At 48.6% G+C, this 26,577-nt stretch carries 24 protein-coding genes and 1 pseudogene; 5 read left to right on the forward strand and 20 right to left on the reverse strand.

The features are described 5' to 3' along the window. Positions 1-45 precede the first annotated feature (45 nt). The 9 genes and pseudogenes from cls to HMPREF2560_RS04560 all read right to left on the reverse strand — a co-directional run bounded on the left by cls (position 46) and on the right by HMPREF2560_RS04560 (position 11,076). Positions 46-1,539: a cardiolipin synthase gene (cls, locus tag HMPREF2560_RS04525; protein ID WP_070608761.1), complete on the reverse strand. Its 1,494-nt coding sequence runs from the start codon at positions 1,537-1,539 to the stop codon at positions 46-48. A 143-nt stretch (positions 1,540-1,682) separates the two neighbouring features. Further along, positions 1,683-2,744 carry a uroporphyrinogen decarboxylase gene (gene hemE, locus HMPREF2560_RS04530; protein ID WP_070609018.1) on the reverse strand — a complete coding sequence of 354 codons (1,062 nt, stop codon included), beginning with the start codon at positions 2,742-2,744 and terminating at the stop codon, positions 1,683-1,685. 134 nt (positions 2,745-2,878) lie between these two features. Continuing rightward, on the reverse strand, positions 2,879-4,102 hold the full coding sequence (locus HMPREF2560_RS04535) for a heme biosynthesis protein HemY (RefSeq protein ID WP_070608763.1): 1,224 nt from the start codon (positions 4,100-4,102) through the stop codon (positions 2,879-2,881). Next, complete coding sequence (locus HMPREF2560_RS11405; protein WP_283116704.1) at positions 4,099-5,370, reverse strand: uroporphyrinogen-III C-methyltransferase; 1,272 nt, start codon at positions 5,368-5,370, stop codon at positions 4,099-4,101. Before HMPREF2560_RS11405 ends, HMPREF2560_RS04535 begins: the two co-directional genes overlap by 4 nt. Positions 5,371-5,529: 159 nt before the next feature. After that, positions 5,530-6,222, reverse strand: a pseudogene (locus tag HMPREF2560_RS11410) (uroporphyrinogen-III synthase); the annotation flags it as partial. Positions 6,223-6,294: 72 nt separating this feature from the next. After that, positions 6,295-7,071, reverse strand: a complete 777-nt coding sequence (locus tag HMPREF2560_RS04545) for a ferredoxin--NADP reductase (protein ID WP_003746329.1) — start codon at positions 7,069-7,071, stop codon at positions 6,295-6,297. Positions 7,072-7,156: 85 nt separating this feature from the next. Next, positions 7,157-8,923: a lipid A export permease/ATP-binding protein MsbA gene (gene msbA, locus HMPREF2560_RS04550; RefSeq protein WP_070608767.1), complete on the reverse strand. Its 1,767-nt coding sequence runs from the start codon at positions 8,921-8,923 to the stop codon at positions 7,157-7,159. A 228-nt stretch (positions 8,924-9,151) separates the two neighbouring features. After that, entirely contained in the window at positions 9,152-10,561 is a 1,410-nt protein-coding gene (gene thrC, locus HMPREF2560_RS04555; RefSeq protein WP_070608769.1) for a threonine synthase, read from the reverse strand. Between the two features lie 143 nt (positions 10,562-10,704). After that, positions 10,705-11,076, reverse strand: a complete 372-nt coding sequence (locus tag HMPREF2560_RS04560; RefSeq protein WP_070609020.1) for a hypothetical protein — start codon at positions 11,074-11,076, stop codon at positions 10,705-10,707. An 82-nt stretch (positions 11,077-11,158) separates the two neighbouring features. Between HMPREF2560_RS04560 and HMPREF2560_RS04565 the strand changes: the two genes are divergently transcribed. The 5 genes from HMPREF2560_RS04565 (at position 11,159) to HMPREF2560_RS04585 (ending at position 17,491) form a co-directional block, all read left to right on the forward strand. Then, positions 11,159-12,688 carry a hypothetical protein gene (locus tag HMPREF2560_RS04565; protein ID WP_070608771.1) on the forward strand — a complete coding sequence of 510 codons (1,530 nt, stop codon included), beginning with the start codon at positions 11,159-11,161 and terminating at the stop codon, positions 12,686-12,688. Between the two features lie 63 nt (positions 12,689-12,751). Next, entirely contained in the window at positions 12,752-14,059 is a 1,308-nt protein-coding gene (locus HMPREF2560_RS04570; RefSeq protein WP_070608773.1) for a replication-associated recombination protein A, read from the forward strand. Between the two features lie 101 nt (positions 14,060-14,160). Further along, positions 14,161-15,462, forward strand: a complete 1,302-nt coding sequence (locus tag HMPREF2560_RS04575) for a polyamine export protein PaeA (protein ID WP_070735116.1) — start codon at positions 14,161-14,163, stop codon at positions 15,460-15,462. Between the two features lie 59 nt (positions 15,463-15,521). Then, a complete protein-coding gene (locus tag HMPREF2560_RS04580; protein WP_283116700.1) occupies positions 15,522-16,325 on the forward strand; it encodes an RNA ligase family protein in 804 nt (267 codons plus the stop codon). Positions 16,326-16,357: 32 nt separating this feature from the next. Further along, entirely contained in the window at positions 16,358-17,491 is a 1,134-nt protein-coding gene (locus tag HMPREF2560_RS04585; RefSeq protein ID WP_070608779.1) for an AAA family ATPase, read from the forward strand. Positions 17,492-17,588: 97 nt separating this feature from the next. Here HMPREF2560_RS04585 and HMPREF2560_RS04590 read toward each other — a convergent pair whose 3' ends face one another. The 11 genes from HMPREF2560_RS04590 to HMPREF2560_RS04640 form a co-directional block, all read right to left on the reverse strand. After that, a complete protein-coding gene (locus HMPREF2560_RS04590) occupies positions 17,589-17,894 on the reverse strand; it encodes a hypothetical protein (RefSeq protein ID WP_049332487.1) in 306 nt (101 codons plus the stop codon). Between the two features lie 26 nt (positions 17,895-17,920). Beyond that, positions 17,921-18,811, reverse strand: a complete 891-nt coding sequence (locus tag HMPREF2560_RS04595) for an NAD(+) kinase (RefSeq protein ID WP_039863638.1) — start codon at positions 18,809-18,811, stop codon at positions 17,921-17,923. Positions 18,812-18,838: 27 nt separating this feature from the next. Further along, complete coding sequence (locus HMPREF2560_RS04600; protein WP_070608781.1) at positions 18,839-19,411, reverse strand: ubiquinone biosynthesis accessory factor UbiJ; 573 nt, start codon at positions 19,409-19,411, stop codon at positions 18,839-18,841. Positions 19,412-19,461: 50 nt separating this feature from the next. Continuing rightward, positions 19,462-20,235, reverse strand: a complete 774-nt coding sequence (locus tag HMPREF2560_RS04605) for a Rossmann-fold NAD(P)-binding domain-containing protein (RefSeq protein WP_070608783.1) — start codon at positions 20,233-20,235, stop codon at positions 19,462-19,464. 90 nt (positions 20,236-20,325) lie between these two features. Next, complete coding sequence (locus HMPREF2560_RS04610) at positions 20,326-20,967, reverse strand: TetR/AcrR family transcriptional regulator (protein ID WP_004519965.1); 642 nt, start codon at positions 20,965-20,967, stop codon at positions 20,326-20,328. A gap of 18 nt (positions 20,968-20,985) precedes the next feature. Further along, positions 20,986-22,026, reverse strand: a complete 1,041-nt coding sequence (gene murB / locus HMPREF2560_RS04615) for a UDP-N-acetylmuramate dehydrogenase (protein WP_070608785.1) — start codon at positions 22,024-22,026, stop codon at positions 20,986-20,988. Positions 22,027-22,072: 46 nt separating this feature from the next. Beyond that, complete coding sequence (locus HMPREF2560_RS04620; RefSeq protein WP_070608787.1) at positions 22,073-22,846, reverse strand: LEM-3-like GIY-YIG domain-containing protein; 774 nt, start codon at positions 22,844-22,846, stop codon at positions 22,073-22,075. 63 nt (positions 22,847-22,909) lie between these two features. Continuing rightward, entirely contained in the window at positions 22,910-24,289 is a 1,380-nt protein-coding gene (locus tag HMPREF2560_RS04625) for an MATE family efflux transporter (RefSeq protein WP_070735118.1), read from the reverse strand. A 103-nt stretch (positions 24,290-24,392) separates the two neighbouring features. Beyond that, positions 24,393-24,830, reverse strand: coding sequence for an acyl-CoA thioesterase (locus HMPREF2560_RS04630; RefSeq protein WP_070608789.1), 438 nt, complete (start codon positions 24,828-24,830; stop codon positions 24,393-24,395). 26 nt (positions 24,831-24,856) lie between these two features. Further along, a complete protein-coding gene (locus tag HMPREF2560_RS04635; RefSeq protein WP_070608792.1) occupies positions 24,857-25,786 on the reverse strand; it encodes an LpxL/LpxP family acyltransferase in 930 nt (309 codons plus the stop codon). A gap of 4 nt (positions 25,787-25,790) precedes the next feature. After that, a complete protein-coding gene (locus tag HMPREF2560_RS04640) occupies positions 25,791-26,516 on the reverse strand; it encodes a glycosyltransferase family 2 protein (RefSeq protein WP_070608794.1) in 726 nt (241 codons plus the stop codon). Positions 26,517-26,577 lie beyond the last annotated feature (61 nt).

The following is a 26,577-nucleotide window of genomic DNA, read 5'->3' on the forward strand; positions in this document are numbered from 1 at the left end:
AGGCCGTCTGAAAAATATTTTTCAGACGGCCTAAATATTTATGTTTTACAGCAAAGGGCTCATCAGGCGGACGGCATTTTCTACGAGGCCGCGGAGTTTGGAGCGTTGTTGCCATGATTTGATGGCAATATAGCTGCTGTTTTTAAGGTAGCTGCGCTGTAGGTGGCAGATTTGTTTAGTGGTGTCGCGATCGTAGATGGCGAGGCTGATTTCGAGGTTGAGGAAGAAGCTGCGCATGTCCATGTTGACCGTACCGAAGAGGGAGTAGTCTTCGTCAATGGTCATGGTTTTGGCATGTAGAAGACCGCCTTCAAACATGGCGATTTTGACACCGGCTTCCAGCAACATAGGGTAGTAGGCGCGTGAGGCATAGCGCACCATCAGTGAATCGACTTTGGCAGGCAGTATCAGGGTCACTTTGACGCCGCGTTTGGCGGCAACGGTTAACGCCATGAGAAGCGGCTCGTCGGGGACAAAGTAGGGGGTGGTAATTGTGATTTGTTTGGTAGCGGCATAGATGGCGCTAATGATGGTTTCGTAGATGACGAAGCTGCTTTGCTCGGGGGCGGAGGGAATGATTTGGGCAACAATATTGCCTTGCTGCATTTTTTCGGGAAGGATTTTGGGCAGCAGGTTTTTTGCTTGGTTGAGGTATGTTTGTACGTTTTGGAGGTTTTTATCGGTTTCAACGGCAAGGTCGGCGAAGAAGACGGCTGACAGCTCCAGTACCATAGGTCCTGTGCAACGCATCATGGCATCTATCCATTCGCCGACGCCTGAATTTTGTTTGAAGTAGCGCGGATCGACGAGGTTGAAGCTGCCGGTGTAACCGATTTTGCTGTCGATGACGAGGAGTTTACGGTGGTTGCGCAGGTCGGTGCGTGTGAATAATGTACGCCAGATGCCGACAGGTAATGAGGTATGTACTTCAACGCCGGCTTGGCGCAGTTTCTCTACCCAATCGCTTTCAAGAAAGCTCCTGCTGCCGACGGCGTCGGCCAGTATGGCGCAGTCTACGCCTCTGGCTTTGGCGGCAAGGATTTCATTTAGAATTTCTTCAATGCGGCCTTTGGGTTCGATAATGTAAAAGGCCAACAGGCAGGAATGGGCTGCGCCGTGTATGTCGGCAAGCATGCTGTCGATGATGGTGTCGGTAGTTGAGAGCAGGCTCATGGCGTTGCCTCGGGTTGCACCCAGCCCCGTTCCTTTTTCGGCAACTTTACTGATGCCGTGGTAACGTGATTTCACTTGGTCGGCAATATCGAGATACATATCGGTAAGGTGGGCGGCGGCAAAGTTGCGGTAGAAACGGTTCATTTCGCCGGTACGTTTGGCGCGGGCCGTACCGAGACGCGGCTCACCGATGAGGATGTAGGCGATGGTTCCGAATACGGGGAAAAGGAAGAGGATAATCAGCCAGGCAAAGGTTGAGCCGATGTTTTTTTGTTTGTACAACACGCGCAGCATGCAGGCGAGTGCGGCGCAGGTATGGGCGAAGATAAAAATCTCGGTCCAGGTAATGTCTTTTAAGAAATTCATATTCGGTGGGGAGTGGTTGGTTTTTTCAATTTGAAGGTTTGGGCCGACAAGCTTCAAATATTAAGTATATAGAAAAACCGTCTGAAAACAAATTTACACGATAATTGTGTTTTTGTTTTCAGACGGCCTTTGCGTTGCTTTCATTAACGGTGATACTGACGGGACAATTCGTGTACGGTATCGACCAAAATTTTGGCGTGTTCGGGGTCGGCGTGTTGGTTGATGCCGTGGCCGAGATTGAATACATGGCCGCTGCCGTTGCCGTAGTCGGCAAGGATGCGCGCAACTTCGGTGCGTATAGATTCCGGTGTGCCGAAGAGGGCAAACGGGTCGAAGTTACCTTGCAGGGTAACTTGTTCGCCGACGCGACGGCGGGCTTCGCCGATGTTGCAGGTCCAGTCTAAGCCTAATGCGTCTGCACCGATTTCTGCCATGCTTTCCAGCCATAAGCCGCCGCCTTTGGCAAACACGATAACAGGCACGCGGTGGCCTTCGTTTTCGCGTTTGAGTCCGGCTACGATTTGACGGATATATTTCAAGCTGAATTCTTTAAATGCGGCATCGCTCAACACGCCGCCCCAAGTGTCAAAAATTTGTACGGCTTGTGCGCCGGCATCGATTTGGGCGTTGAGGTAGGCGGTAACAGCTTGGGCATTGGTGTCGAGGATTTTATGCAGCAAATCAGGGCGCGAATACATCATAGTTTTGATGGTGCGAAATTCTTTGCTGCTGCCGCCTTCGACCATGTAGCAGGCGAGTGTGAACGGGCTGCCGGAGAAGCCGATGAGCGGCACGCGGCCGTCCAGTGCTTTGCGGATGGAAGTTACCGCGTCAAAGACGTATTGCAATTTTTCCATATCGGGAACTTGCAGTTTGGCGATGTCGGCTTCGTGTTGCAAGGCACGTTCAAATTTCGGGCCTTCGCCTTCAGCAAAATACAGACCTAAACCCATGGCGTCGGGGACGGTCAGAATATCGGAAAACAGAATTGCCGCGTCCAGATCGAAGCGGTCTAAAGGCTGGATGGTGACTTCGGTCGCCAGCTCGGTGTTTTTGCACAAATCGAGAAAGCTGCCTGCGCGTGCGCGTGTGGCTTTGTATTCAGGTAGATAGCGGCCGGCTTGGCGCATCATCCAGATGGGCGTGTATTCGACAGGCTGTTTGAGCAGGGCGCGGAGGAAAGTATCGTTTTTCAGAGCAGTCATGATAAATAGGCTTTCTGATTTGGTATGTTGGAACAAAGTTCAGACGGCCTTAGTTGTTTATTCAGGCCGTCTGAAATAATTAAATAGAAGCTGGTATGAAAGATTTCATGAGTTGTTAATGCGAAGCCGGCACATCAATTTGGTTGAGGAAGGGCTGCAGGATGTTCTTCTTCGGCCACGCTTTCCAAAACCAGATTGCGTTGTTCTTGCGCTTTTTGCGGTTGATCGGTTTCATCAAACACGCGGGCCAAGACCAAATGCGCTGATACGCTGGGTTGCAGGGCGATGCTGGCTTCGAGGTAGCCTTGGGCTTTGCCCCAAAGTTTGCGGCCGTAAGCCAGTTGGCCGAGATACATCAACAGTAGCGCATTGTCCGGTTGTTCCTGCAACCAAGAATCTGCCAAATCGATGGCTTTTTGCTGGTCGCGCTCGCTTAGGAAGCGAACGGATTCGACAAATGCTTCCAATAGCTCGGGCTGGCGGTTTTGCGGATAATGGGTTTTTACCCATTTGACCGCTTCGGCATACAAGCCCAAACGCTCGTATTTCTCGGCAATCGCGACGCATAATTCGCCAGACTTCACACTTTCGGGAATCTGTTTCAAACAGGCTTTCAGACGGCCTGCATCGGTTACTTCGCTCAAGAGGCGGTGATATGCCCAGTTTTGATACTGTTCTGCTTCGTAATCGTTGATAGCGCCGGCTTTGACCAGTTTTTCCGCTTTTGCCAAGACATCTGAAGCATCGCCGTGATCAAAGGCATAACGCAATTGCAGGCGCACCAAGCGGCTTAAGTTGCCGTTGATTTTGGCTGCGGCTTCAAGGTTTTGTGCGGCAGTCGGATAATCGCGGCGGCCCAGTGCGGATTCAGCCAACAAAAGATGACGGGAAAGCTGTTGCTTTTGCGGAAGATGTTCGATTTCGTGCAGGTAGCGGTCGCGCAGTTCGAAGTTTTCCATTTGGTCGGCCGCGTGTGCGCCCAACATCAAAGCCAGGGTGCGGTTGTCGCCTGCTTCTTTGTTTTGCAAGACTTTGGCGGCTTCTTGTTCGGCTTTTTCAAAACGGCCTTCAAAATATGCCAAACCTGCGCTGTTCAAAGAGGCAGAAGCCTGACGGCCTTTGCGGGCAATGCCGAATCGTTGCATACGCGCCGGAAGGTTCAAAAGGCCGAACACGAATTTAATCAGGAAATACAAGACGAATACGCTCAACAGCAGGCCTAAAACAAAGGCATGCAGATTGATGCGCAGCATGGTTTGCTCAACCACGACGTACACGTTGCCTGTATAAATGCCGGAAGCCAACGCTAAACCGACTGCGGCGGCAAACAGAATGACAATCCAAACGACGGTTTTCATGCTTGCTCTCCTTTAATTTTGACAGCAGGCTTGGTTTGGTTTTGTGGTTTGGCAGCTTCGGCGGCCGGTTCTTTTTTGTTTTCAGACGGCAATGCAGGTGCTTCTAAAGATTGAGGGGCAGAAGTGGCAGCCGGTGCGGCAGTCGTGGCTTGCTCGGTAGTTGCCGGCGGAGCAGAAGCGGTTTTCTCGGCGGCTTGGGTTTGTGCAGCTTCTTCGGTCGTCATTTGTGTACGCGAACCTTCTTGATAAGCGCGAACAGCACTCAAGCTGGCTTTCAGGCTGTCGTCTGAAATCATGCGGACATCAAGAGCTTTGAGTTCGGCCAACTCTTTCAACCATGACTGGGTAGCAGGGGATTTACTGTCGAAGTATTGTTTCACGGTTGCTTCAACGTTGTTCAAATCGCTTTGGTACACTTCGCCGTTGTGTTGCAACAGGGCAATGCGTGCATCCAAAAGGCGCAGGCGCAGGTTTTCACGGATGAAGTAGGTTTGTTCGGGCGAAATCAACATGGCGTCGTTGCTGTCCAGATGACGGACTTCAACCAAGCCTTTGAGGGCATTGAGGGATTTTTCCCATGTGTTTTCCCACCAAGTTCCTGAATTAGCGGCTTCGACAGGCGCGGCTCCCGGTTTCAATACGCCGTCCAAAACCAAAGGCAGGCCTGAAATACCGGTTTCCAAACGGTCGATACGCAAGGCAGTAGCGGAAATATCGACATAAGGACGGTTTTTTAGCGCGGCCAAATCATTGCTGATGGCTTGCTTGATGGGGATAAGCTCAGGCTGTTCAAAACGGCTTAAGCGGCTGTCAATGTGTTCCAATACGCTGACCGCGCCTTGAAGGTTGCCTGACAGCATCAATTGTTGTGAAGCAGTGTTCAACATGGATTCGGCTTCATCGACCAGCCAGTTGATACGGCCTTTGAGCAGCTCTTGATAAGCTTTCTGCATTTGCAGGATTTGATCGCTATTGCTTTTTTGACCGTTGTTCAGGCGGTCTAACTCGGCCTGAATAGCGGTTTGGCGGTTGAGGTTGTCTTTTAAAAGGCTGGCGTTTTCAGATTCACCTAACGCGGCTTTGTCGATTTTTTGGTTGAATTCGAGCTCTTGGTTTTTTAAAACATTTTGACCCTGTACAAACAGGAATCCGCTCGCGCCTAGGCCAAGCAGTGCCAAGACGATCGCACCTGCAGCCAAGGCTTTGCCGCCAGATTGTTTGATGATAACAGGGGCGTTGTTTTGTGGGAGATTGTTGGACTCGGTCATGCTCGCCTCCACTCGCTGAGGTTGGGTAGGTTTGATTTGTTCAGAAGGCCTGGTGTTTTCAGAACGTTCAGGCGCCGGAGCTGCCGTATTGGCAACTTGTTGGGTATCTTTATTGTCTTCGACTGGGTTCACTGCTTGGCTCCTTTGTGGCATGGATAAAAGTGCAGCGGATAAAGAAGTGACGGTTTCTACATGTTTGGCGCCGACGATGCGAAGCGCATCGGCAATACGCGGATGGTGGGTGAAGTATAGCAAGGATTCGAAGAATCGGGAAAATTGCGGCGGAATCTGATGGAAAAATTCGCGCGCGAGCTCGCCGGATGTGACGTAGGCGGCGGCGATGTCTTCGGTTTTAAAGTTCTGCCAATCGATGGCGTGTGGCCGTCTGAAATAGATTTCGGCGATGTCGATTTGGAAACCCAGTTCGGTCAGTTTATCTGCTAAAAAATCACGGCCTCCATGGCCTCGAATGATTAGAACTCGGGCGTTGGGTGGCAGGTTTTTCCAAATAGGCATTCTCAAGACGGCTTCGCTGTCGTTGCCGTCTTCGGGAGAGAATACGGGATAGGGGGAGAATTGCGCCAAAGTATGTTGGCTGGTTTGGCCGACGGTAATGTGTGCTTTAGGGCCGTCTGAAAAGTTCAGATGCGGCGCTGCGGTTTCAATAGCGGTGGGGCTGACCCAAAACACGACATCGGCTTGCTTAAATTGTTCGGGAAGTTTGTTTAGTGCCGAACGGTCTGCCTCTATTTCGATCGGACTCAATACTTGAGCCTGCCAACCAGCTGCATGGCAGGTTTGGATATCTTGCTGTGGACGGTTGGACGGACGGATGATGAGTAGAGTAGGCATAATGTGGGATAAATTATTAAGGTTTAGGCCGTCTGAAAGAAGGGTTTCAGACGGCCTGCTGCCGGGGATACGTTATTGATCGACGAATGCGCGCTCAATCAGGTAGTCGCCGCGGACACCGGTTTTCGGAGAAACGGTCAGGCCGAATTCGTCCAAGACGTTGCAGGTGTCTTTCAACATAGCAGGGCTGCCGCACAACATGGCGCGGTCGTCTTGCGGATTGATTTTAGGCAGGCCGATGTCTTCGAAGAGTTTGCCGCTGCGCATTAAATCGGTCAGACGGCCATGGTGTACATAGTCTTCGCGTGAAACAATCGGATAGTAAATCAATTTTTCTTTAACCAAGTCGCCCAGGTATTCGTGTTCGGGTAATTCTTTGGTAAAGCGGTCGTAGTATGCCAAGTCTTTTTTGTAGCGTACGCCGTGAACCAAGATGATTTTTTCGAATTGCTCGTAAATTTCAGGGTCTTTGGTAATGCTCAAGAAAGGTGCGATGCCGGTACCGGTGCTCAAGAGGTAGAGGTGTTTGCCCGGATTCAGGTCGCCGGCAACCAATGTACCGGTCGGTTTTTTACTGATGAGGACATCATCACCGACTTTAAGGTGTTGCAGGCGGCTGGTCAATGGGCCGTCTTGTACTTTAATGCTGAAAAATTCCAGATGCTCTTCCCAGTTGGCAGAAGCCACGCTGTATGCGCGCATCAGCGGTTTGCCGTCAACCATCAGGCCGACCATGACGAACTGGCCGTTTTCAAAGCGCAAAGATTCGTCACGGGTGCAGGTGAAAGTGAAGTAAGCGTCGGTCCAGTGGTGTACGGACAAGACTTTCTGGGTATTGAATGCTGCCATTGATATTTCCTGTCGGATAAGGCCGTCTGAAAAGGGTAGGTCGGGGCGGCCAAGGTTAATAAAAAGAATGGAATATGGTGTTCAGCTACTTGCTTGCCGGTTTGGCTGATTTTTCGCTGAGGCTGTGCAGGTCGGCATAGCGTCCGCCTGCGCTAATCAATTCATGATGAGTGCCTTGTTCTACGACATTGCCTTCATGCATAACAACGATGTTGTCGGCTTTTTCGATGGTCGAAAGTCGGTGGGCAATCACCAATGTGGTACGGTTTTGCATCAGGTTTTCCAATGCGGTTTGCACCAAACGTTCGGATTCATTATCCAATGCGCTGGTGGCTTCGTCCAAAATCAAAATCGGCGCATTTTTCAAAAGCGCACGCGCAATGGCGAGGCGTTGACGTTGGCCGCCGGACAGTTTTAAACCATTTTCGCCAACTTCAGTGTGCAAGCCTTGCGGCATTTTTTGGATAAATTCCCAAGCATTCGCGGCTTTTGCAGCATTGATAATTTCTTCTTCACTGAATTTGTCAGCTTGAGCATAGGCAATGTTTTCAGCAATCGTACCATTAAACAGGACAACGTTTTGGCTGACGAATGCCATGCGGCTGCGCAGGCTTTCGAGCGTATATTCATTGATGTTGACGCCGCCAATCAAAACCTTGCCTTCATCTGGATTAAGGAAGCGCGGCAACATATTGGCCAGGGTGGTTTTACCGCAACCCGATGCGCCGACCAATGCAGTCACTTTGCCTTGCGGGACAAGCAGGTTGATATGGTTCAAGCTGTTGCGTTCGGCTTCGGGATAACGGTGTACAACATCACAAAATTCGATATTGCCAGGGTTTGGGCTGAGAATCTGTTTGCCTTCGTTGCTTTCTTCGGGTTGATCCAAAAAGGTGAAGACACTTTCTGCCGCTGCCAAACCACGTTGTAGGGATTGCATCACGCCGGTCATGCGTTTGATGGGGTCAAACATCATGATCATGCTGGACAAAAACGACATAAAATCGCCTGCGCTGAAGCCGGAAAGTCCGGCTTGGCGCGCTGCTGCATAAATAATCGCAGCCAATGCAACCGAAGCCATCAATTGCGTAATGCCGGTACCGGCAGAGCTGGCGGAAACCTGTTTGAGCAGGTTGCGGCGCACATCGTCGGCAATACGGTTGAAGCGACGGTTTTCATAATCTTGGCCACCGTAGATTTTTACAACGCGTTCACCGTTGATGCTTTCGCCCAAAACCTGCATCAGCTGGCCAAGATAAATTTGGTTGTTGGCGGACAGTTTGCGCAGGCGTTTGCTGACTGTTTGGATACATACAGCAACAACCGGCAAGATGATAAAAGTAATCAGGGTCAAACGCCAGTTCAGATAAGTCAGCAAGCCCAATAGGCCGACTACGCTCACGCCGTCTTTAGCAATCACGGTAATGACGTTAAACCCTGCATCGGTAATTTGATTGACGTCGTTCAAGATACGAGACATCAAACGGCCGCCGGTATTGCTGCTGAAATACGAAGTCGGCAGATGCATCATTTTGTTGAACATTTCACCGCGCAAGCGCTGCACCAAGTGGCTGGACAGATACGTCGTGCAATATTCGTTGATGAAGTTAAACAGGCCGCGAACGAAAAACAGCGCCACAATTGCCAGCGGCAACCATGACATGCTTTTCATGTTTTTATCGACAAAACCTTCATTGATCAAAGGTTTGAGCAAGTAACCGAAAGCCGGCATCGTACCGGCGACAATCAGCATGGCCACTACGGAGACGATAAACATCTTCCAATAGCTTTTCAAATATCCAAGCAAACGCTTGTACAGCTCCCAGTTGGATGTGGCTTGTGTTGTCTGCATATCAATCCAAATTTAGAGCAAACATGCAATTCTAAACGAAAATATCTGTCATTACAATGTTTGCAATTGAAAGTCAAAAGGAGTCGGTATTGTTTTAACGCCTTGATTTTATATTGGGAACGACTGCGGCGTGGTGGGTTTGGCAATAATGTTACCCACTTCTCAAATATCGGTTGCGGCCGTCTGAAACTTTTTCAGACGGCCTGTGCAGTCGTCAAGGACGGCCGGTTAAGCCAGGGCTTCCTTAATGATGTCTTTCACTGCCGTTGCATTATTAGGGACAACACGGACCCGTTGTGGCAGATTTTCCAAGCCTTCCAATGCGGCAGGGCGGGGGATGGAAACTTCGCCGACAGCCTCATGGATGGTGGCTTCAAATTTGGCAGCTAATGCGGTTTCGAGGCAGACGATGGTTTCGCCGGCTTCGCGGACTTCACGGGCAACTTTGACGCCATCGGCTGTATGCGGATCAATCAATTCACGGTCTTGTTCGTAAACCTGTTTGATGGTGGCAAGGCGGTTGGCATGGGTTGATTTGCCGGAAACAAAGCCATATTGTTGATGTACTTTGTTTAAGGCAAATTCCAAATTGAAACCTTTGCCGGAGCCTACTTCAGCCCATAATGTTTTGATTTCGTCTGCATCACGGTCCATCAGGTCAAACACAAAACGCTCGAAGTTGGAGGCTTTGGAAATATCCATAGACGGGCTGGAAGTGACGTGGGTGTGTTCGCTGTTGCGCGGGCGGTATGCACCGGTTTTGAAAAATTCGTCCAATACGTCGTTTTCATTGGTGGCAACAATCAAGCGATGGATAGGCAGGCCCATTTGACGGGCGATATGGCCGGCGCAGACATTGCCAAAGTTGCCGCTTGGTACGCAGAAGCTGACTTTTTCGTCATTGCTCGAAGTGGCATTGAAATAACCGGCAAAGTAGTACACGACTTGGGCGACAATACGGCCCCAGTTGATGGAGTTGACTGTGCCGATATGGTATTTGGCTTTGAATTCGGCATCGTTTTGTACGGCTTTGACGATGTCTTGGCAGTCGTCAAACATGCCTTCAACGGCGATATTGTGGATGTTGGCATCTTGCAGGCTGAACATTTGCGCGCGTTGGAATGCGCTCATTTTGCCTTCCGGAGACAGCATGAAGACATTGACGCCTTTTTTACCGCGCAGGGCATATTCGGCGGCAGAGCCGGTGTCGCCGCTGGTTGCGCCTAAGATATTGAGTTCTTTGCCTTCTTTGTTCAATACATATTCAAACGCATTGCCCAAGAATTGCATGGCCATGTCTTTGAATGCCAAAGTCGGGCCGTTGGAGAGGGCTTGGATTTTGATACCGTCTGAAAGTGTACGCACCGGAGTAATGGCTTTGGTGCCGAATACTTCTTCGGTGTAGGTACGGTTGATGATGTCGCGTAAATCATCAGCAGGAATGTCGGTGGCAAACAGGCTCATGACTTCAAACGCCAGTTCAGGATAGCTGAGTGTGCGCCATTGGTCTAAGGTAGCACGGTCGATTTGAGGGTATTGCTCAGGCAGCATCAAACCGCCGTCAGGAGCCAAACCCATCAATAAAACTTCGCTGAATTGCTTGCGTGCGGTTGCACCGCGGGTGCTGATATATTTCATGATTTCTTCTCTATAAAAACAAAAATATTGCCGGTCAAAACAGGAAACCCGCCTGAGAACCATCCCGCAAGTCGCCTTATCCCGACCTTAATCTACTATAAACTTTCAGACAACCCCGTTACACAGAGGTCGTCTGAAAAACATTATCTATACAAACGCTTGAAACAAGCATTGACGGTTTTCACCGTTACCGACGCAATCGCCCGATCCCGCGAAGAAGGATTCAAAACATCCATCAACTCTTGCGCGGACACCTGATTCGGCGCCTCCTCGCTCGCGCAGCCGCAGATTTTGTCTTCCCACTCGCGCTGTTTGTCCGCGCTCATCGTTAGCGCGACCAAACGCCATTCATTGCGCTTGTTCAACTCCGAACGGCATTGATGATCGACTGCCATTTTCACCACGCTGCCGCCGATACCCGTACCGCCGCCCAACCCGCCGAACGCCGAGTCAGAATTATAAGCGCAACCGCCCAACAATACAGCCGCCAAAGCAACGGCAGCAACCTTCTTCATATTCATAATTATCCCTTGCCGCAAGGTCGTCTGAAACGCCCCGCAAAGTCTTTAAACAAACGCGTATTATACCGTAAGCAGTGTGAGATGGGGGATTGGGGAAAGTCGGGGTATAATTCAGTACTTATTTAAAAATGGGGCATTTTTAGACATGAATCATTTTAAAAAAAACAAACAGAAACAAATTAGATCACTATTACTTATAAAGTCTTCAGAATTAAATGAAAAATCAATATTTATCAATTATTTAGAAATAGTTGGTAAATTTTTTGCAGCTTTGGCTGCGCTTGGATTAATACTTGGAAGCTTTTTAACTCATCGCTATTTAGATTTTATTGAACAATCTAGCATCTTCCCTGATGCCATGACTTCTTCTTCCAGTTTAACTACTATTTTATTTGTTTTTGCTCTAATTCTTATAGTTTTCATTTTTCCTTTTGTATCTCCTTATTTTCTACTACACATATCTAGTGAATATAGAAAACAAGGGAAGAAGCTTAAAAAACTACATTTACCTTTATATACTTTAGCCTCAAGCTTCCCGATTCTGATTACATTACTTATACTAATGGAATACTTTGGGAATAAAGATAACTTACCAATTCATGTTTTTTCTCTAATTATATTGACACTACCCTGCTTTTTTTATCTACTACAGGGAAATATCTACATTTTTTCAAAACTTTTAAAATATGAACTGCCATCAGATAACTATTGTGATAATAAAAAACAAAATATAATTCTAAAGTCTATTAAATCTATTAAAATTTATTTCTTCCAAATTTTATATACTATATTTTATTTTACTTGTTTAATCTTCATAATTATAACGACAATTCCACTCATTCTTATACTAGGCTCAGTAGCAGATTTTAAATATACCAAAGAAAGTGTAATTTCATTTCTGAGTACTATCAAATCCACCTTATTTATACTATTCATCTTGCTCTTTATATCATTTACAATGCTTTTTTACCCTTTCATTTTTATAATCCTAGCATATGATTGGATACCTAACGGATTAACACAATACATGTACTTATATTGCTTAAGTTTCTTTATATTCCTAAATATCAAATTTGTAGTAGATGAGATAAATAAAAGCAATAGCATCAAAGCAAAAAATAAATCTATTTATACATTTCCCGTTTTTCTTTCTTTTTTGTCATTTTTACTTTTGCTTTCATATTCTAATAACTCTGCAATACATATGCTTTATCCTGTTCGATTTGTGGAAATTCCTAAAAACTCTTCATGGTATTTATTACATAATAATTTTCAACAAAACAACGGCTTCCAAGAAATCAATGGCATTAACAAAAATGACTTGGTTAAATTAAAACAAAAATTCAAATGTCCCATACTTTCAGAAAATGAAAAATTAAAAAAAGGTATTGATTGTTCTTCGAAACCTGAACAACGCAACAATGCCTTATACGGCTATATGGCTTGGAACTTAGGTGACACCAAAGTTTTCTGCCCGCCCACTGCTGAAAACAACAAAGGAAAAGAGGAAGCTGCAAAATTAGCTGAGGAATGTATCGTCATCAGCGGGAGATCACTACAAATTTTGAATGAAAATTATATTGATATTACGCCCAAAGAGCGTTAATCCCCCTTTCAGACGACCTGCTATAATCCACGTCGTCTGAAAACCCTTTTCACGGAATCCGCTATGTCCGACCTTTTTGCCCGTCAACCCGAAGCCCCTTTAGCCGAACGCCTGCGCCCGCATTCTTTAGACGATGTTATTGGGCAGCAGCACTTAATCGGCGAAGGTAAACCTTTGCGCGTGGCGGTCGAGGGAGGAAAGCCGCATTCTATGTTGCTGTGGGGGCCGCCAGGTGTAGGCAAAACCACGCTGGCACGGATTTTGGCGCAGAGTTTCAATGCCCAGTTTCTGCCTGTTTCCGCTGTATTTTCCGGTGTGAAAGACATACGCGAGGCAATCGAGAAAGCTGAAATTGCCTTGCAGCAAGGGCACGCGACGATTTTGTTTGTTGACGAGGTACACCGCTTCAACAAAGCGCAACAGGACGCATTTTTGCCTTATGTCGAAAGTGGCTTGTTAACCTTTATCGGTGCTACCGCGGAAAACCCGTCTTTTGAAGTCAATCCGGCATTACTCAGCAGGGCGCAAGTTTATGTCTTGCAATCCTTGTCTTCAGACGACCTGAAGAAGCTGATTGCCAAAGTATTGGCTTTGCCTGAATACCAAGAGTTTACAATTGAAGCGGATGCGCAAGAATTGCTCGTGAATACCACCGATGGTGATGCGCGCAGATTGTTGAACTTGATCGAGCAGCTTTTACGCGCTGCTAATACACGCCGTCTGAAAACCCTGACTGCTGAATTTCTCGCCGACAGCTTGGGCGCGCAAATCCGCCGTTTCGACAAAGGCGGTGAGAGTTTCTACAACCAAATTTCTGCGCTGCATAAATCCGTGCGCGGTTCGCATCCCAATGCAGCATTGTATTGGTTCTGCCGTATGCTCGACGGTGGCACCGACCCGCGCTATCTCGCCCGCCGCATTGTCCGCATGGCATGGGAAGACATCGGTTTGGCCGATCCGCGTGCTTTAACGATTGCCAATGATGCCGCCGCAACTTATGAGCGCTTAGGCTCGCCGGAAGGGGAGCTTGCTTTAGCTCAAGCCGTGTTGTATCTCGCCGCAGCCGCCAAATCCAATGCAGGCTATAAGGCATACAACCAAATGCGCCGTTTCGTCAAAGAAAATGCCAGCGACGAAGTGCCTGTCCACCTACGCAATGCGCCGACCAAGTTGATGAAAGAATTGGGCTACGGACGCGAATACCGCTACGCCCACGATGAACCAAACGCCTACGCCGCCGGCGAAAGCTATATGCCCGATGGCTTGGACGAACCCGATTTCTACCAACCCGTCCTGCGCGGGCTGGAAATCAAAATTGGCGAAAAGCTAAAATGGTTGAAATCCTTGGATGAAGATGCGCTGGATGATTAAAACAATAAATGTACATAATACAAATCTAAGATCAAATTGAATTTTTCAGACGGCCTTTGCTGTTTGAATATTTTTAACCTATACCATACACAAACTTTTTCATGAATATTTTTGAAGCCTTACTATTATTGTGCCTGCTGATTGTCATTAGCGCGTTTGTGTCCTGTTCCGAACTCGCGCTTGCTTCGGCACGTAAAATCAAATTGCAGGTCATGGCGAAAGACGGCGGCGATACCCGTGCGCTTGATGTAATTAATATGCAGCAGCAGCCGGGCAGTTTTATTACCGTTGTCCAAATTGGTTTGAACGCCGTCGCCATTCTTGCCGGTATTGTCGGCGAGGCAGCAATACGTCCGTATTTTGGCAAACTATTGGAGAACGCAGGCAGTTGGGGCAGCACAATTGCCTCTTTGCTGACTTTCTCGCTGGTTACAGGCAGCTTTATTTTAATTGCCGACCTGATGCCCAAGCGTATGGCAATGACCCATCCCGAAGCGGTGGCGGTACGCATTGTCCGTCCGATGATGTTTCTGATTTTTATATTAAAACCCCTTGTCTGGGTTTTTGACGGGTTGGCAAACGCAATATTCAAACTCTTCAAAATCTCAACTGTTCGTCAGGAGCAGCTGACCTCGGAAGATATTTATGCCGTCGTTGATGCAGGCGCTCAGGCTGGTGTGTTGAAAGAACAAGAGCACTATCTGATTGAAAACATTTTCGATATGCAAGAGCGCACGGTCACTTCCACCATGAGCACGCGCGAATATATCGTCTATTTTGACAAACACGACGACAGCGATACCGTATTGGAAATGATGTCGGACAAACCGCACAACAAATTCCTCGTATGCGACGGCGATTTGGAACGCGTCATCGGTTATATCGAATCGCATACGCTGCTGACTTTGTTTTTAAAAGAAAAAGACGTCCGCCTGACCGACAAGCGCGTGTTGCGTAAAGCCTTGTTCATCCCCGACACGCTGTCGCTTTACGATGTCTTAGAAACCTTCAAAACTTCCGGCGAAGACTTTGCCGTAGTGGTGAACGAATACGCGCTGGTGGTCGGCGTGGTAACGCTGAAAGATGTGATGAGCATTGTTATGGGCGAGCTGGTCAATACCGAAGAAGAGCCGCAAATCATCCGCCGTACAGAAGACACATGGTTGGTGGACGGTGCCACGCCGCTTACCGATGTCATGCGCGCGCTGGATATCGAAGAGTTTCCCAATTCGGAAAACTACGAAACCATCGCCGGCTTTATGATGTATTCCCTGCGCAAAATCCCGAAGCGTACGGATTTTCTGGTTTATGCCGGTTATAAATTTGAAATCATCGATACCGAAAATTTGAAAATCGACCAACTTTTGGTTTCCAAACAAGGAAATATGGTGGGGAAAATGTAACGGGTTGCAGGGAACACTTGAAAAGAAAATTAAAAAATGAATAAAAAGGAAAAAATATTATGACGACAACCGAACCTCAAAAATACGCCCGCAGCCTGCACGCGCCCATCAGCCTTGGTACCACCTCTGACGACCGTTTTATGCCGCGCGGCTTTCTTTCATATTTTGCCTCACTGCCGAAATTGGTTTTAACCGAAAAATTAGATGGGCAAAACAACTGCTTTGCCGCACACGGTCTCTATGCCCGTAGTCATGCTGCGCCTACCCAGCATCCGTGGGATAAACCTTTGCTGCAACGATGGCAGCAAATCAAAGATGATTTAGGCGATCTTGAACTTTTTGGCGAGAATATGTATGGCATTCATTCGATTGCCTATTCGCAACTGGAAAGCTATTTTTACCTGTTTGCAGTCCGCCGTAGCGGACATTGGCTTTCATGGGAAGAGGTTAAATTTTATGCGCAGCTGTTTGATTTTCCGACTGTGCCAGAAATACCCATTGTCCAGCCTCTTGCAGATTTCACTCAAAAATACGCCAATGAAGATATTGCTTTAGCGCAATGGCTTGCCGCTAATTTGGGAGAGCTGTGGACAGACAGCGTACAAACTGCCGGTAAGCTTGGCGGCTACGATCCGAAAACAGGAGCGGCATGCAGTGAAGGTTTCGTTATCCGGAACGCCGCTGATTTTGCCACCAACAACGGCAACCTGCCTGTTCAATTCAATGAATTTGATAATCTTTTCAAATTGGTGCGAGCCAAACACGTTAAAACCGACGTTCATTGGACGAAAACTTGGAAGCCTGCCCGTCTTATCGATTACGACAAATACCATTGGCAAAGCTGGCAGTTTCAGACGGCCTGAAGTCCAATTATCCAATAATAAGAAAGACAATTATGTGGACATTCCCAGATTACATACCCGGTCAACTTCCTGATTGGCAAGCCTTAGAACGTCGTTTCAGCTGGTTTGCCGATATGAAGGATGTTCCGCAAGACCCTGAGTGGCATGCTGAAGGCGATGTATTTACGCATACCAAAATGGTATGCGAAGCCCTTTTACAACTGCCCGAGTTCCAAGCGCTTGATGGACAGGAGCAGCATATTCTGTTTGCTGCCGCCATGCTGCATGATGTGGAAAAACGCAGTACGACCAAGCGTGAAATAGAAAACGGTAAAGAGCGTATCGTTTCGCCGCATCACGCAAAAAAAGGCGAGCATACCGCCCGTACTTTACTGTATACCGAACTTGCCGCTCCGTTTGCTGTAAGAGAAGCAATCGCCAAACTCGTGCGTTTGCACGGATTGCCCTTATGGGCGATTAACAAGCCTAATCCTGAGCGAGCCGTCATAGCGGCCAGTTTGCAGGTCAATACTGCGCATCTTGCCATGTTTGCTAAAGCTGATGTTCTCGGTCGTATATGTTGCGATCAACAGGATATTTTGCTGCGCATTGATTTGTTTCGTGAACTCTGTGAAGAAAATGCCTGTTGGGGTGAGGCACGTACGTTCGCCAGCGACTACGGCCGCTATCTCTATCTTAACGGCCGTAGCGAAATGCCGGATTATCAGCCATTTGATGATCAGACCTTTGATGTGTACGCCATGTGTGCCATAGCAGGCAGCGGTAAAGATAGTTACATCAGGCAACATCTTGCTCATCTGCCTATGCTGTCGCTGGATGAGATTCGCCGTGAGCGTAAACTCAATCCCGCGGATTCCAAACATACCGCCGAAGCAGTGCGTTTGGGTAAAGAGCAGGCAAAGGAATATCTGCGAGCCCATACGTCATTTGTCTTCAATGCGACCAACCTCAACCGCGACCTGCGCAGCAAATGGCTGCCGATGTTTGCCGATTACGGCGCACGTGTGCATCTCATTTATTTGGAAGTGCCTTACACGCAATTACTATCGCAAAACCGTAACCGCGAACATTCCGTGCCGAATGATGTGTTGCACCGCATGATAGAAAAGCTGGAAATCCCTGATTACAGTGAGGCGCATACAGTGGATTTTGTGGTCTCTTCTTAATAGGTAAGAACCTTGTAATCAGGCCGTCTGAAACAATCCAATGTTTCAGACGGCCTTTTTATGAAATCAAAAATTACTAGAGCTAAGGCGGAGGCCTTTATTCGCAACTCAAGTTTTTTGTTTTTTCGGCGAATGTATCCATGGCAATTTGGCACATGCGTTCACGTTGGCCTACGTCGGCGGCGGGCAGGATTTGGCGCAGGTATTTTGTGTTGTCGCGTTGGAACGATGCTTTATCGCCTGCTTTTTGGTAACACGCATCCGCACGGGTAAAGTATTGCTGGCAGATTTTCGGCAATTCTTCAAAGGACAAGGGTTTGCTTTTGTGCATGCCGTGTGCGGAGACGGAGAGGGAGGAAAGGGCGCACAGCGCGATGATTAAGGTTTGGGAAATGGTTTTCATGGTAAGCCTATTTATTGAAGTGGTGTTTAAATCAATTGTTCGCCCCAATGCAGCTTTTGGCGCAGGGTTTTAAAGTATTGGTAATCGGTGGGATGGAGGACGCGCAAGGGGTTGTGATAGCGGCGGATGATGATGCGGTCGAAGTTTTGCACGTCGATATGGGATTGTCCGTCAAAATGTGCGCGTGCGTCGCCACTTTTGGTAATGAGGATTTCGATTACGCTGGTGTCGGAGATGGCAATCGGGCGGTTGGTCATGGATTGCGGACAGATAGGCACAAGCGTGAAGGCGTGCAAACCGGCTTGCATGATGGGGCCGCCGGCGGCAAGTGCATAAGCGGTCGAACCTGTCGGCGTGGAAATAATCAGGCCGTCCGAACGTTGGGTATAGACAAATTCTTGATTGATAAATACTTCAAATTCAATCATTTGGCCTGCGCCGCCACGAGACAGTACGGTATCGTTGAGGGCGAGGGCGCGTTCGATGGTTTCGCCGTCACGAATGATGCTGGCTTCGATGAGGATGCGCTCTTCGGGCAGATATTTGCCTTCCAGTACGGGGCGGATGCCCTCAACCATGGTGTCGCGTGAGATTTGAGTGAGAAAGCCCAAGTGGCCTTGATTGATACCGATGATGGGTACGGCGCGCGGGGCGACTTCACGGGCGGCGGAGAGGAAGGTACCGTCGCCGCCGAGTACAACGACGAGGTCGCAGTATTTGCCCAGCTGGGCTTTGTTTACGGTTTCGCAGTAGGCGGAATCTTGGATATAGACGCAGTGTTCTTCTACGCTCAATTCATCCAGATAGATGGTGAAGCCGTTTTCGCGCAGAAAAGAAACCAATGTGTGGACGGTATCTTGAATTTCGGGCGTATTGGGACGTGTAACGATACCGATATTTTTAAATGGGCTTTTCATGATAGTAGGCCGTCTGAAATTAAGTGTCTAATCTATCCAGATATCGCGCTCGAGCCGATCGAGGCGTTCGTTTAGGCGGGCAACGTCGTCACGCAGTTTGTCCACTTCTTCCAACCATGCGGCAAGCGTGGCTTGGTCGATAACAGGGGATTCGGGTTCGCGTGAAAAGTCGCTGATTTGCTCGGCAATGCTTTTGCCGATTTTTTTCATGGTGCGGCCGATGTCGCCGGCGCGCGAGCTGATGCTTTCTGCGGCCACATGATCGAATACACGTGCCAAATCTTCGCTCGGATAATAGCGCAGTCCACCCAAAATAGGAAGGACGGACATGCCTAATACCAAGTCGCCTTCGAGGCTGATGTCGCCCACGCCGGGCTGACCGCCTTGGAGGATTTTTTGGATGGCGCTATTGTGGAATGTGATGTTGGTGTCGGCGGTTTCGTTTGCGGTTTCAAGAAAACCTTGTTCGCTGATGCGTCCGGTCAGTCTGAAACCGGTCAGGCTGATGCAGATGATGCTGCCTGCAAATTCAGACAGCTCGCACTGTTGCTCTGGATTTTGCTGTATCAGGTGGTTGATAAGGGGAAATAGGGCGGACATGGTTTACTCTAAATGCCGTCTGAAACGGATGAATGGGTTGAGTCGCAATTTTACAGGCTTAGCCCGTCTGCGCAAACGGTATTTACAATTTTGCCGTTGCTTTTGTCATCAACGATGAAATCAGGAGCCGGTAGGCCGAGTTTGGCTGCTTCGGCAGTATAAAATTCAGCCCGGCTTGGGTGGCGGGGTTCGACAATATTGCGGATACGCTTGCCGTCAGCTTGGCAGGCCGTCTGAAAAAGGACTTGGACAGCCAAGTCTTTATGAAGAATATTGACGGGTTGATTGCCGCCTTGAATACGTGTTTTTTGAACCAGCTTGGTAATGGGATGACGGTCGGCAGAATAAAGTCCGCCCAGTCGCAGTATGTCGATATGGGGTACGACACTTTCAAGCAAGGTTTGCTCGACTGCGAGGATTTGACGGGCGGATTCGGTTTGCGGATCGGGCGGCGTGGTTTCATCGCATATGCGTGCTTGGTCGCCATACACGCTGGTGCTGCTGGTAAAGATGATGTGTTGTACCTTGGACTGCTCGGCAAGTTGAATCCATTTTTTCAGGGTATCGGCGTAATGGTTTAATGACGAAGGCGGAAGCAGGCAGAACCATGTCGGCTTGTTGATATGGTTTTGCCACAAGGTCGAACTGTGAAAAATATCGTCTTGATTCAAATCGATGATGTCGAGTTCAATCGGCAGATTGATGTCGTCGGAGGTTAGGTTGCGTTTGACGGCGGCTACCTGACTGCCTTGCTCATAAAATTTTTGTGCCAGCGGCAGGCCGAGATAGCCTAAGCCGAGAATGGAAATATCGGGAAGGTGCATAAATAAAGCATCCGAAAATTAACAGGCCGTCTGAAAATCGCTTTAACTTGGTTAAAGCCACGTTTTCAGACGGCCTTTGTATGGAAAAAATTAATGGTTGCTGCCGATTTTTTGGTCGAATTCGGCACGATGTTCCGGCAGGAGGTAAGGGCGCAACAGGCTGAGTGTGCGGCTGATGCCCCGTACTTTGGAGTCTTCGGTCAACTTGGCTCGACCGCGCAGGGAGCTGTCGAAGTCGAACCAGTATTTCGTCACCATCCACATATTGACGGCAAGGTCGTTCATGGCGGTTTGGTCTGCGCTGATGATGTTCAGACCGTTGAGCTGGGTCAGTAGGTTGACCAGCAGCGGGGAAACTTTGGCTTGGGTAAAGGTATTGTGTTCACCCAATAATTCGGCACTGCGGGCAAGCAGGGTATTCACATCGCTGAAAAGGAAACGGTATTCCCACATCACATCATAAATACCGGCCATGTAGTTGATGGAGTCTTCCACATTAGACGGCAATACGGCTTCGTTAAGGTAGACAAGCAGGGCTTCGCTGTAACGCTTGAACAATTGGACGATGATTTCGTCTTTGTTGCGGAAATGGTAGTAGAGATTGCCCGGGCTGATGCCCAAGTGGGCGGCAATATGGTTGGTGCTGATATTGCGCTCGCCTTCTTCGTTGAACAAGGCGAGGCTGGCATTGATGATTCGTGTGTAAGTGTTGACTTTAGCAATGCGCGGCATGGGATACACTCCTTTGTTTTATAGGCTGTATGAAGTCGGCAGCCAGTTGGGTTCTGCGTGTAATTCTACCTGAAATTGAGTAAATACTGTATTACAAACATATTGTGCCAGCTGGTGGACATCTTGCGCGGATGCATTGTTTTTATTCACCAAAACCAAAGCCTGTCTGTCATGCACGGCCGCACCGCCGATTTGATGGCCTTTCAGACGGCATTGGTCAATCAGCCAGCCGGCTGCGAGTTTGACCGAACCGTCAGGCTGCGGATAGCGTGGCATATCGGGGTATTGCTGCAACAAATCGGCAGCTTTTGCAGCGCTGACAACAGGGTTTTTAAAGAAACTTCCGACATTACCAAGCATGTTAGGATTAGGCAGTTTACTGTTGCGGATTGCACACACCGCGTCGGAAACATCTTTAGCTGTTGCTTCTCGGCCTTGGCTCAGTTCGGCAACCGCTGCCGCCAAATCGCCATAGCCCAAGTTCGGCACAAAATGCTCTTTTAATGCAAATACAACCGAAACAATCACATAACGGCCTTTGCCTTCCTGTTTGAACAGGCTTTCACGATAGGCAAAGTCACAGTCGGCATTGGAAAGCTCGACAAAGGTTTCTGTATCCAAATCAAAGCAGCGTACGCTATGGATAATATCTTTCGCTTCAACACCATATGCACCGATATTTTGTACCGGAGACGCGCCGACCGTGCCCGGAATCAGGCTAAGGTTTTCCAGCCCGCTTAAACCCAGTTCAACCGTATGTAAAACAAAATCATGCCAAATTTCCCCGGCTTGCGCTTCGATATAAACCAGGCCGTCTGAACGCTCAATTTCGCGTATTCCCTTGTTTTCCATATGCACAACCAGACCCGCATAGTCCTCCATCAAAAGGATATTGCTGCCGCCGCCGAGCCATAAAACGGTATCGCGGTCGAACTCGGGCAGTCGGACGATGTCGCGCAATTCATCGGCGTGTTCGAGCGCGATAAAGGCTTGGGCTTGGGCGCGAAGACCGAAAGTGTTGTAGGGGGTGAGGTCGGTTTGGTATTGGATGGGTTGCATGATGATTTGTGATTTTGTGGATTCGGGTCGTCTGAAAACTTACTGTTTAACAATTACGATAGGTAATGGGGTTTTGGGGCGCTTTATAGTTTTCTTGGGAAGAATAGGTCAGCTTATTCACGATTTCTTCATAAATTTTGGAGTCATCTGGTAACGGCTTGCCTTCAAACATCCAACGACCTTGAATAATATCGTCGGCAGAAATCCATCTTTCGATTTCATACACTGCTAATGTCCAGCCGCGATAGACTGCAACTGCATATTTTGCTTTTTCACGCCTGCTTCCGATTTTCCAATATTTCCGTGTACGTTCGTAAATTTCCTTATCCCTATCGGCTTCAGGAATATTTCCGGATCTGATGCCTTTTTTCAGTTTCTCGTATTCGTTATTAATCGTAATTAAAACAATGGGTTTATCAGTTTTCAATTCTTGTGCATCATATTTTCGTTTTAATTCGGACAAGCTCATCAATCCTACTTCAGAAGAATGCGTGCCGCCTTGAATATTAGTTAGCGGCTGCTGGCTCGGTTTGACTAAGGAGAGTAGGTCTATTGCCATCGCTTCATATTCAAAAGCCTGTTTGTCTGTTTGGATGTTGTGCCGCAGAATGTAATACACGGGTTGGTTTCCACTTTGATGTATTTCCCTAATCAAGGCAATTTTATCACTTGGCGTTTCTGTTTCTTGTAATGAACCTAGGGCATGATGGAAAACGCGATTGCCCACACCTTTACCTACATAGAAAATGTTGCCGTCTCTAGGGTCAATCAAGCAATAAACATAGTAAGCAAGTTTTTCTATAATAGAGGTTGAAAACATTTTTTTCCTTAAAAGTGAATAAGCCGTAAATGAAATATCAATGGAGGTCGTCTGAAAGAAATTTCAGACGGCCTTATGCGATCTGACCATCTCCCTGCTGCACAATTCCAAGCACCACACCAAGGCGATGGCGGCAATCGTCAGTGAAGCGGTCAGCGCGGTCCAGAAGCCGTAAATGCCCATATCAGCATGATAGGCAAGCAGGTAGCCGGGCAACAGGCCGCAACCCCAAAAAGCCACGGCATGGATGAACATCGGCATTTTGGTCACTTTATAGCCGCGCAGCGCATATGAAGCGATACATTGGGTGGCGTCTGCCAGTTGGAATAGGGAGGCGAAAAATAAAACGGTTGCGGCAATGCCTAATACGGCCGCATCGTTGGTGTACATACCGGCCAACTGAAAGCGAAAGATGACCAAGAGCAGCGCGGTACAGGTGGCAAGTACCCAGCCCAACACCAGCGACACGCCTGAAATATAACGCGCCCGCAAAAAATCGCGCCGCCCGAGCGAAAAGCCAACGCGTACCGTGCTTGCCGAGCCGACGCTTTGCGGAACCATATACAAAATACCCGACAGGCTGATGACGACTTGTTGCGCGGCGACATAATCCTCGCCGAATGGCGCCACCAAAAAGACGATAAACGAAAACGCGCTGGCTTCTAGAAAATAAGACAAGCCGATGGGTGCGCCGATTTTCCAAATCTGTTTGAAAGCCGTCAAATCGGGTTTGCCGATTTTTGCCGTCAAACCAAACGGACGGAAGAATTTTTCTTTGGCGATATAAAGCCACAAAGCCAATGCGCTGAACCAAAATACCGCCGCCGTTGCCACGCCGCAACCTGCGCCGCCCAAAGCAGGCATACCGAATTTGCCGTAAACAAACACATAGTTCAGCGGCACATTCAACACAAACGCCGCAAAGCTGACCAACATAATCACGCGCGGACGGTTCAAGCTAGAGGCATAAGCGTGCAGGGCGCGGTGTATCATGGCGGCAGGCATTGCCAAGCTGGTGAAGAACATATATTGCGCCATCGTGTCTTCGACATAATCGTTCAATGTCAGCCAATGACGGAATGGCGTAATCATCGCCCACATCAACAGCATACCGAATACGCCCAAACACAAGCCAAACCAAATGCCCTGCATTCCTGTTTTGCCGACTTCTTCGGTTTTACCTGCGCCGTACAGCTGGGCAATCATCGGGTTCAATGCCGCCATCACGCCCATAAAGGTAATGTAAATCGTGGAAAACGCGCTACTGCCCAAAGCCACCGCGGCCAAATCTTCCTTACCTGCGCCACCGGCCATCACCGTATCGACAAAACCAATACCCACTTGCGCCACTTGCGCCAACAGCATAGGCAGGGCGAGGGCGGTAAGCAGGCGGGTTTCTTTTAAGAAAACAGGAAAGGCAAAGCGGTTGAGGTTCAGTAGCATAATGTGTGCGGTTTGAGGATAAAGGCCGTCTGAAAACGGAAATTTAAAATTATAAAGGGTAATGCTGATAAGCAGGCAATATGTTGTTTAATCGCTAAATTTTTCAGACGGCCTTAAATGTCGGATGTCTTTTTACTGCTTCCAACCAGCTGTCCGGCGTTTGAAACTGCATCAGGCCGTCTGAAAGTGATACTGCGGCTTGGGTAGTCAAAGCGCGGGTTAGTTTTTCGTTGGTTTCAGCATCGTAAATGGTGTAATCGATACGCAGGCAGCTTTCGATTTCAACGATGTCCATATTAACGCGGATTTTTTGGCCGAAACGGGCAGGGCGGATGTATTTGAGGTTCATCTGCACAATCGGCCAGCTGTACCCCTGCCGTCCCATTTCGTTGTAGTCGTAACCGATGGAAGATAAAAAAGCGCAACGTGCGGTTTCAAGGTATTTGACATAGTTGCCGTGCCACACGATGTGCATGGCATCTACGTCAAAAAAAGGAACTTCGGTTTCAAAGCTGTGTTGGCAGTAGATGTGTTTTTTCATGGTTTAAAAGAGTGAGTGTGATGGTTTCAGACGGCGTCTTCGCCCCAAAAATCATAAAAATTGAACCATTGTAGCGGATTTTGCGCACATTCTTGCGCCAAAATGTCGGCAAAACGCTGCATCGCATCTTTGACGGCAGCCTCGCGGTTGCCGCGTTTCCAGCTGGAAGTGTCGGTAAAGCGGCGCAGTTTCAAATGATAGCGGCCGTTTTGTTTGACGCAAAACAGCGTGTTTACCTGTGTTTTTAAAAGCGAAGCCAATAGCCATGCGCCTTGCGGCATAGGGGCAGTGTGGCCTAGGAAATTAATGTCGGCGGTTTTCTCGCCGCGTACAGGCACGCGGTCGGCCGCGATGGCAATCCATTCGCCGTCTTCGATACGGCGGTTCAATTCCATCATCAGGGTGGTGTCCAAATCTGTCACCTGAATCAGACGGATATGATCTGCGCCGGCTTTTTGCAATGCCTCGTTAAATGCCTGCGCGTGTTTGCTGTGCACCAATACATTGAGTCTGAAATTTTTATGGTGTGACACCAGCGCACGGCAAACTTCGGTATTGCCCAAGTGTGAGCAGGCAAAAATCTGGCCGCGTTCGTTGCGCTTGACTTGCGAATAGATGTCGTCCGGATCTTCAATCACCAAATCTTCATAACGGATTTTGCGTTGCCACACGGCAAAACGGTCGCAAACCGCTTCGCCAAATGCGATGAATTGTTTGAATACGCTGTGTTTCGGCAGGACGGTATGGGGAAAGGCCGTCTGAAGACGGGTTTGATAGCGTAAGACATGACGGCGCGGTTTGGGCGCGGTTGCATAAAAATACAGCACCACAAACCAAATGCACGGCCTCATGAAAAAAGCCGGCAGATAGCGCACCATCAATGTGGTCAGAGCGAGAAACAGGCGGCTGCCGCGTTCGGGCTGCGCCGCCCAATGGGTTTGTTTATTATCGGTCATGGTTTCAGACGGCCTTTCCGAAAACTTTACCCAATCGGTGTTTCAGCATGCCGAAAAACAGCCGTGTGTGCATTTTGCTGATGCGGACATTGTCGGCAAAGGCATCGAAATGGGACACGCCGTCGGCGGCGTATTGGACGGGCGTTTTAATCCAAACCGGTTTGACGTCGCGCCAGTAGAGGCGGATAAGGATTTCCGTATCGAAGTCCATGCGCTCGCCTACGGTTTCTTCACGGACGACGGATAGCGCGGGTGCAAGCGGATAGAGGCGGAAGCCGCACATGCCGTCTTTGATGTCGCATGACCAAGTGTGCAGCATATTCCAAAAATCGGTAATTTTACGTCCGTAAAGCCGTGCTTTGGGCGCATCATCGCCGTATTGCGGCCAACCGCAAACAACGGCTTCGGGGTTTTGTTCTGCTGCTGCGAGGAGTTTGGGAGTGTCGCTTAAGCAATGCTGGCCGTCTGCATCAACCTGCAAAACGTGGGTATAGCCATGTTCTTGAGCGTATTCCAAGCCGGTTTTGACCGCTGCGCCTTTGCCGCCGTTGATGGGACGGTAAAGGACATCAATGCCGTCTGAAACCAAAGCCTGCAATACCGGTTTGCATTCTTCGCGTGAACCGTCGTCCACAATTAAAACGTTTAAACCAAAGCCGCGCATGGTTTGGGCAACGTGGCTGATGGTGGTCGGATGGTTGTAATGTGGAATAAGGGCCAGGGTTTTCATAAATATTTTTTGACGACGTTAACACAATGCAGAGTATAGCAAATAAACATGCCATGGAGTT

The sequence above is a fragment of the Neisseria sp. HMSC078H04 genome, from assembly GCF_001838135.1.
Lineage (GTDB): Bacteria > Pseudomonadota > Gammaproteobacteria > Burkholderiales > Neisseriaceae > Neisseria.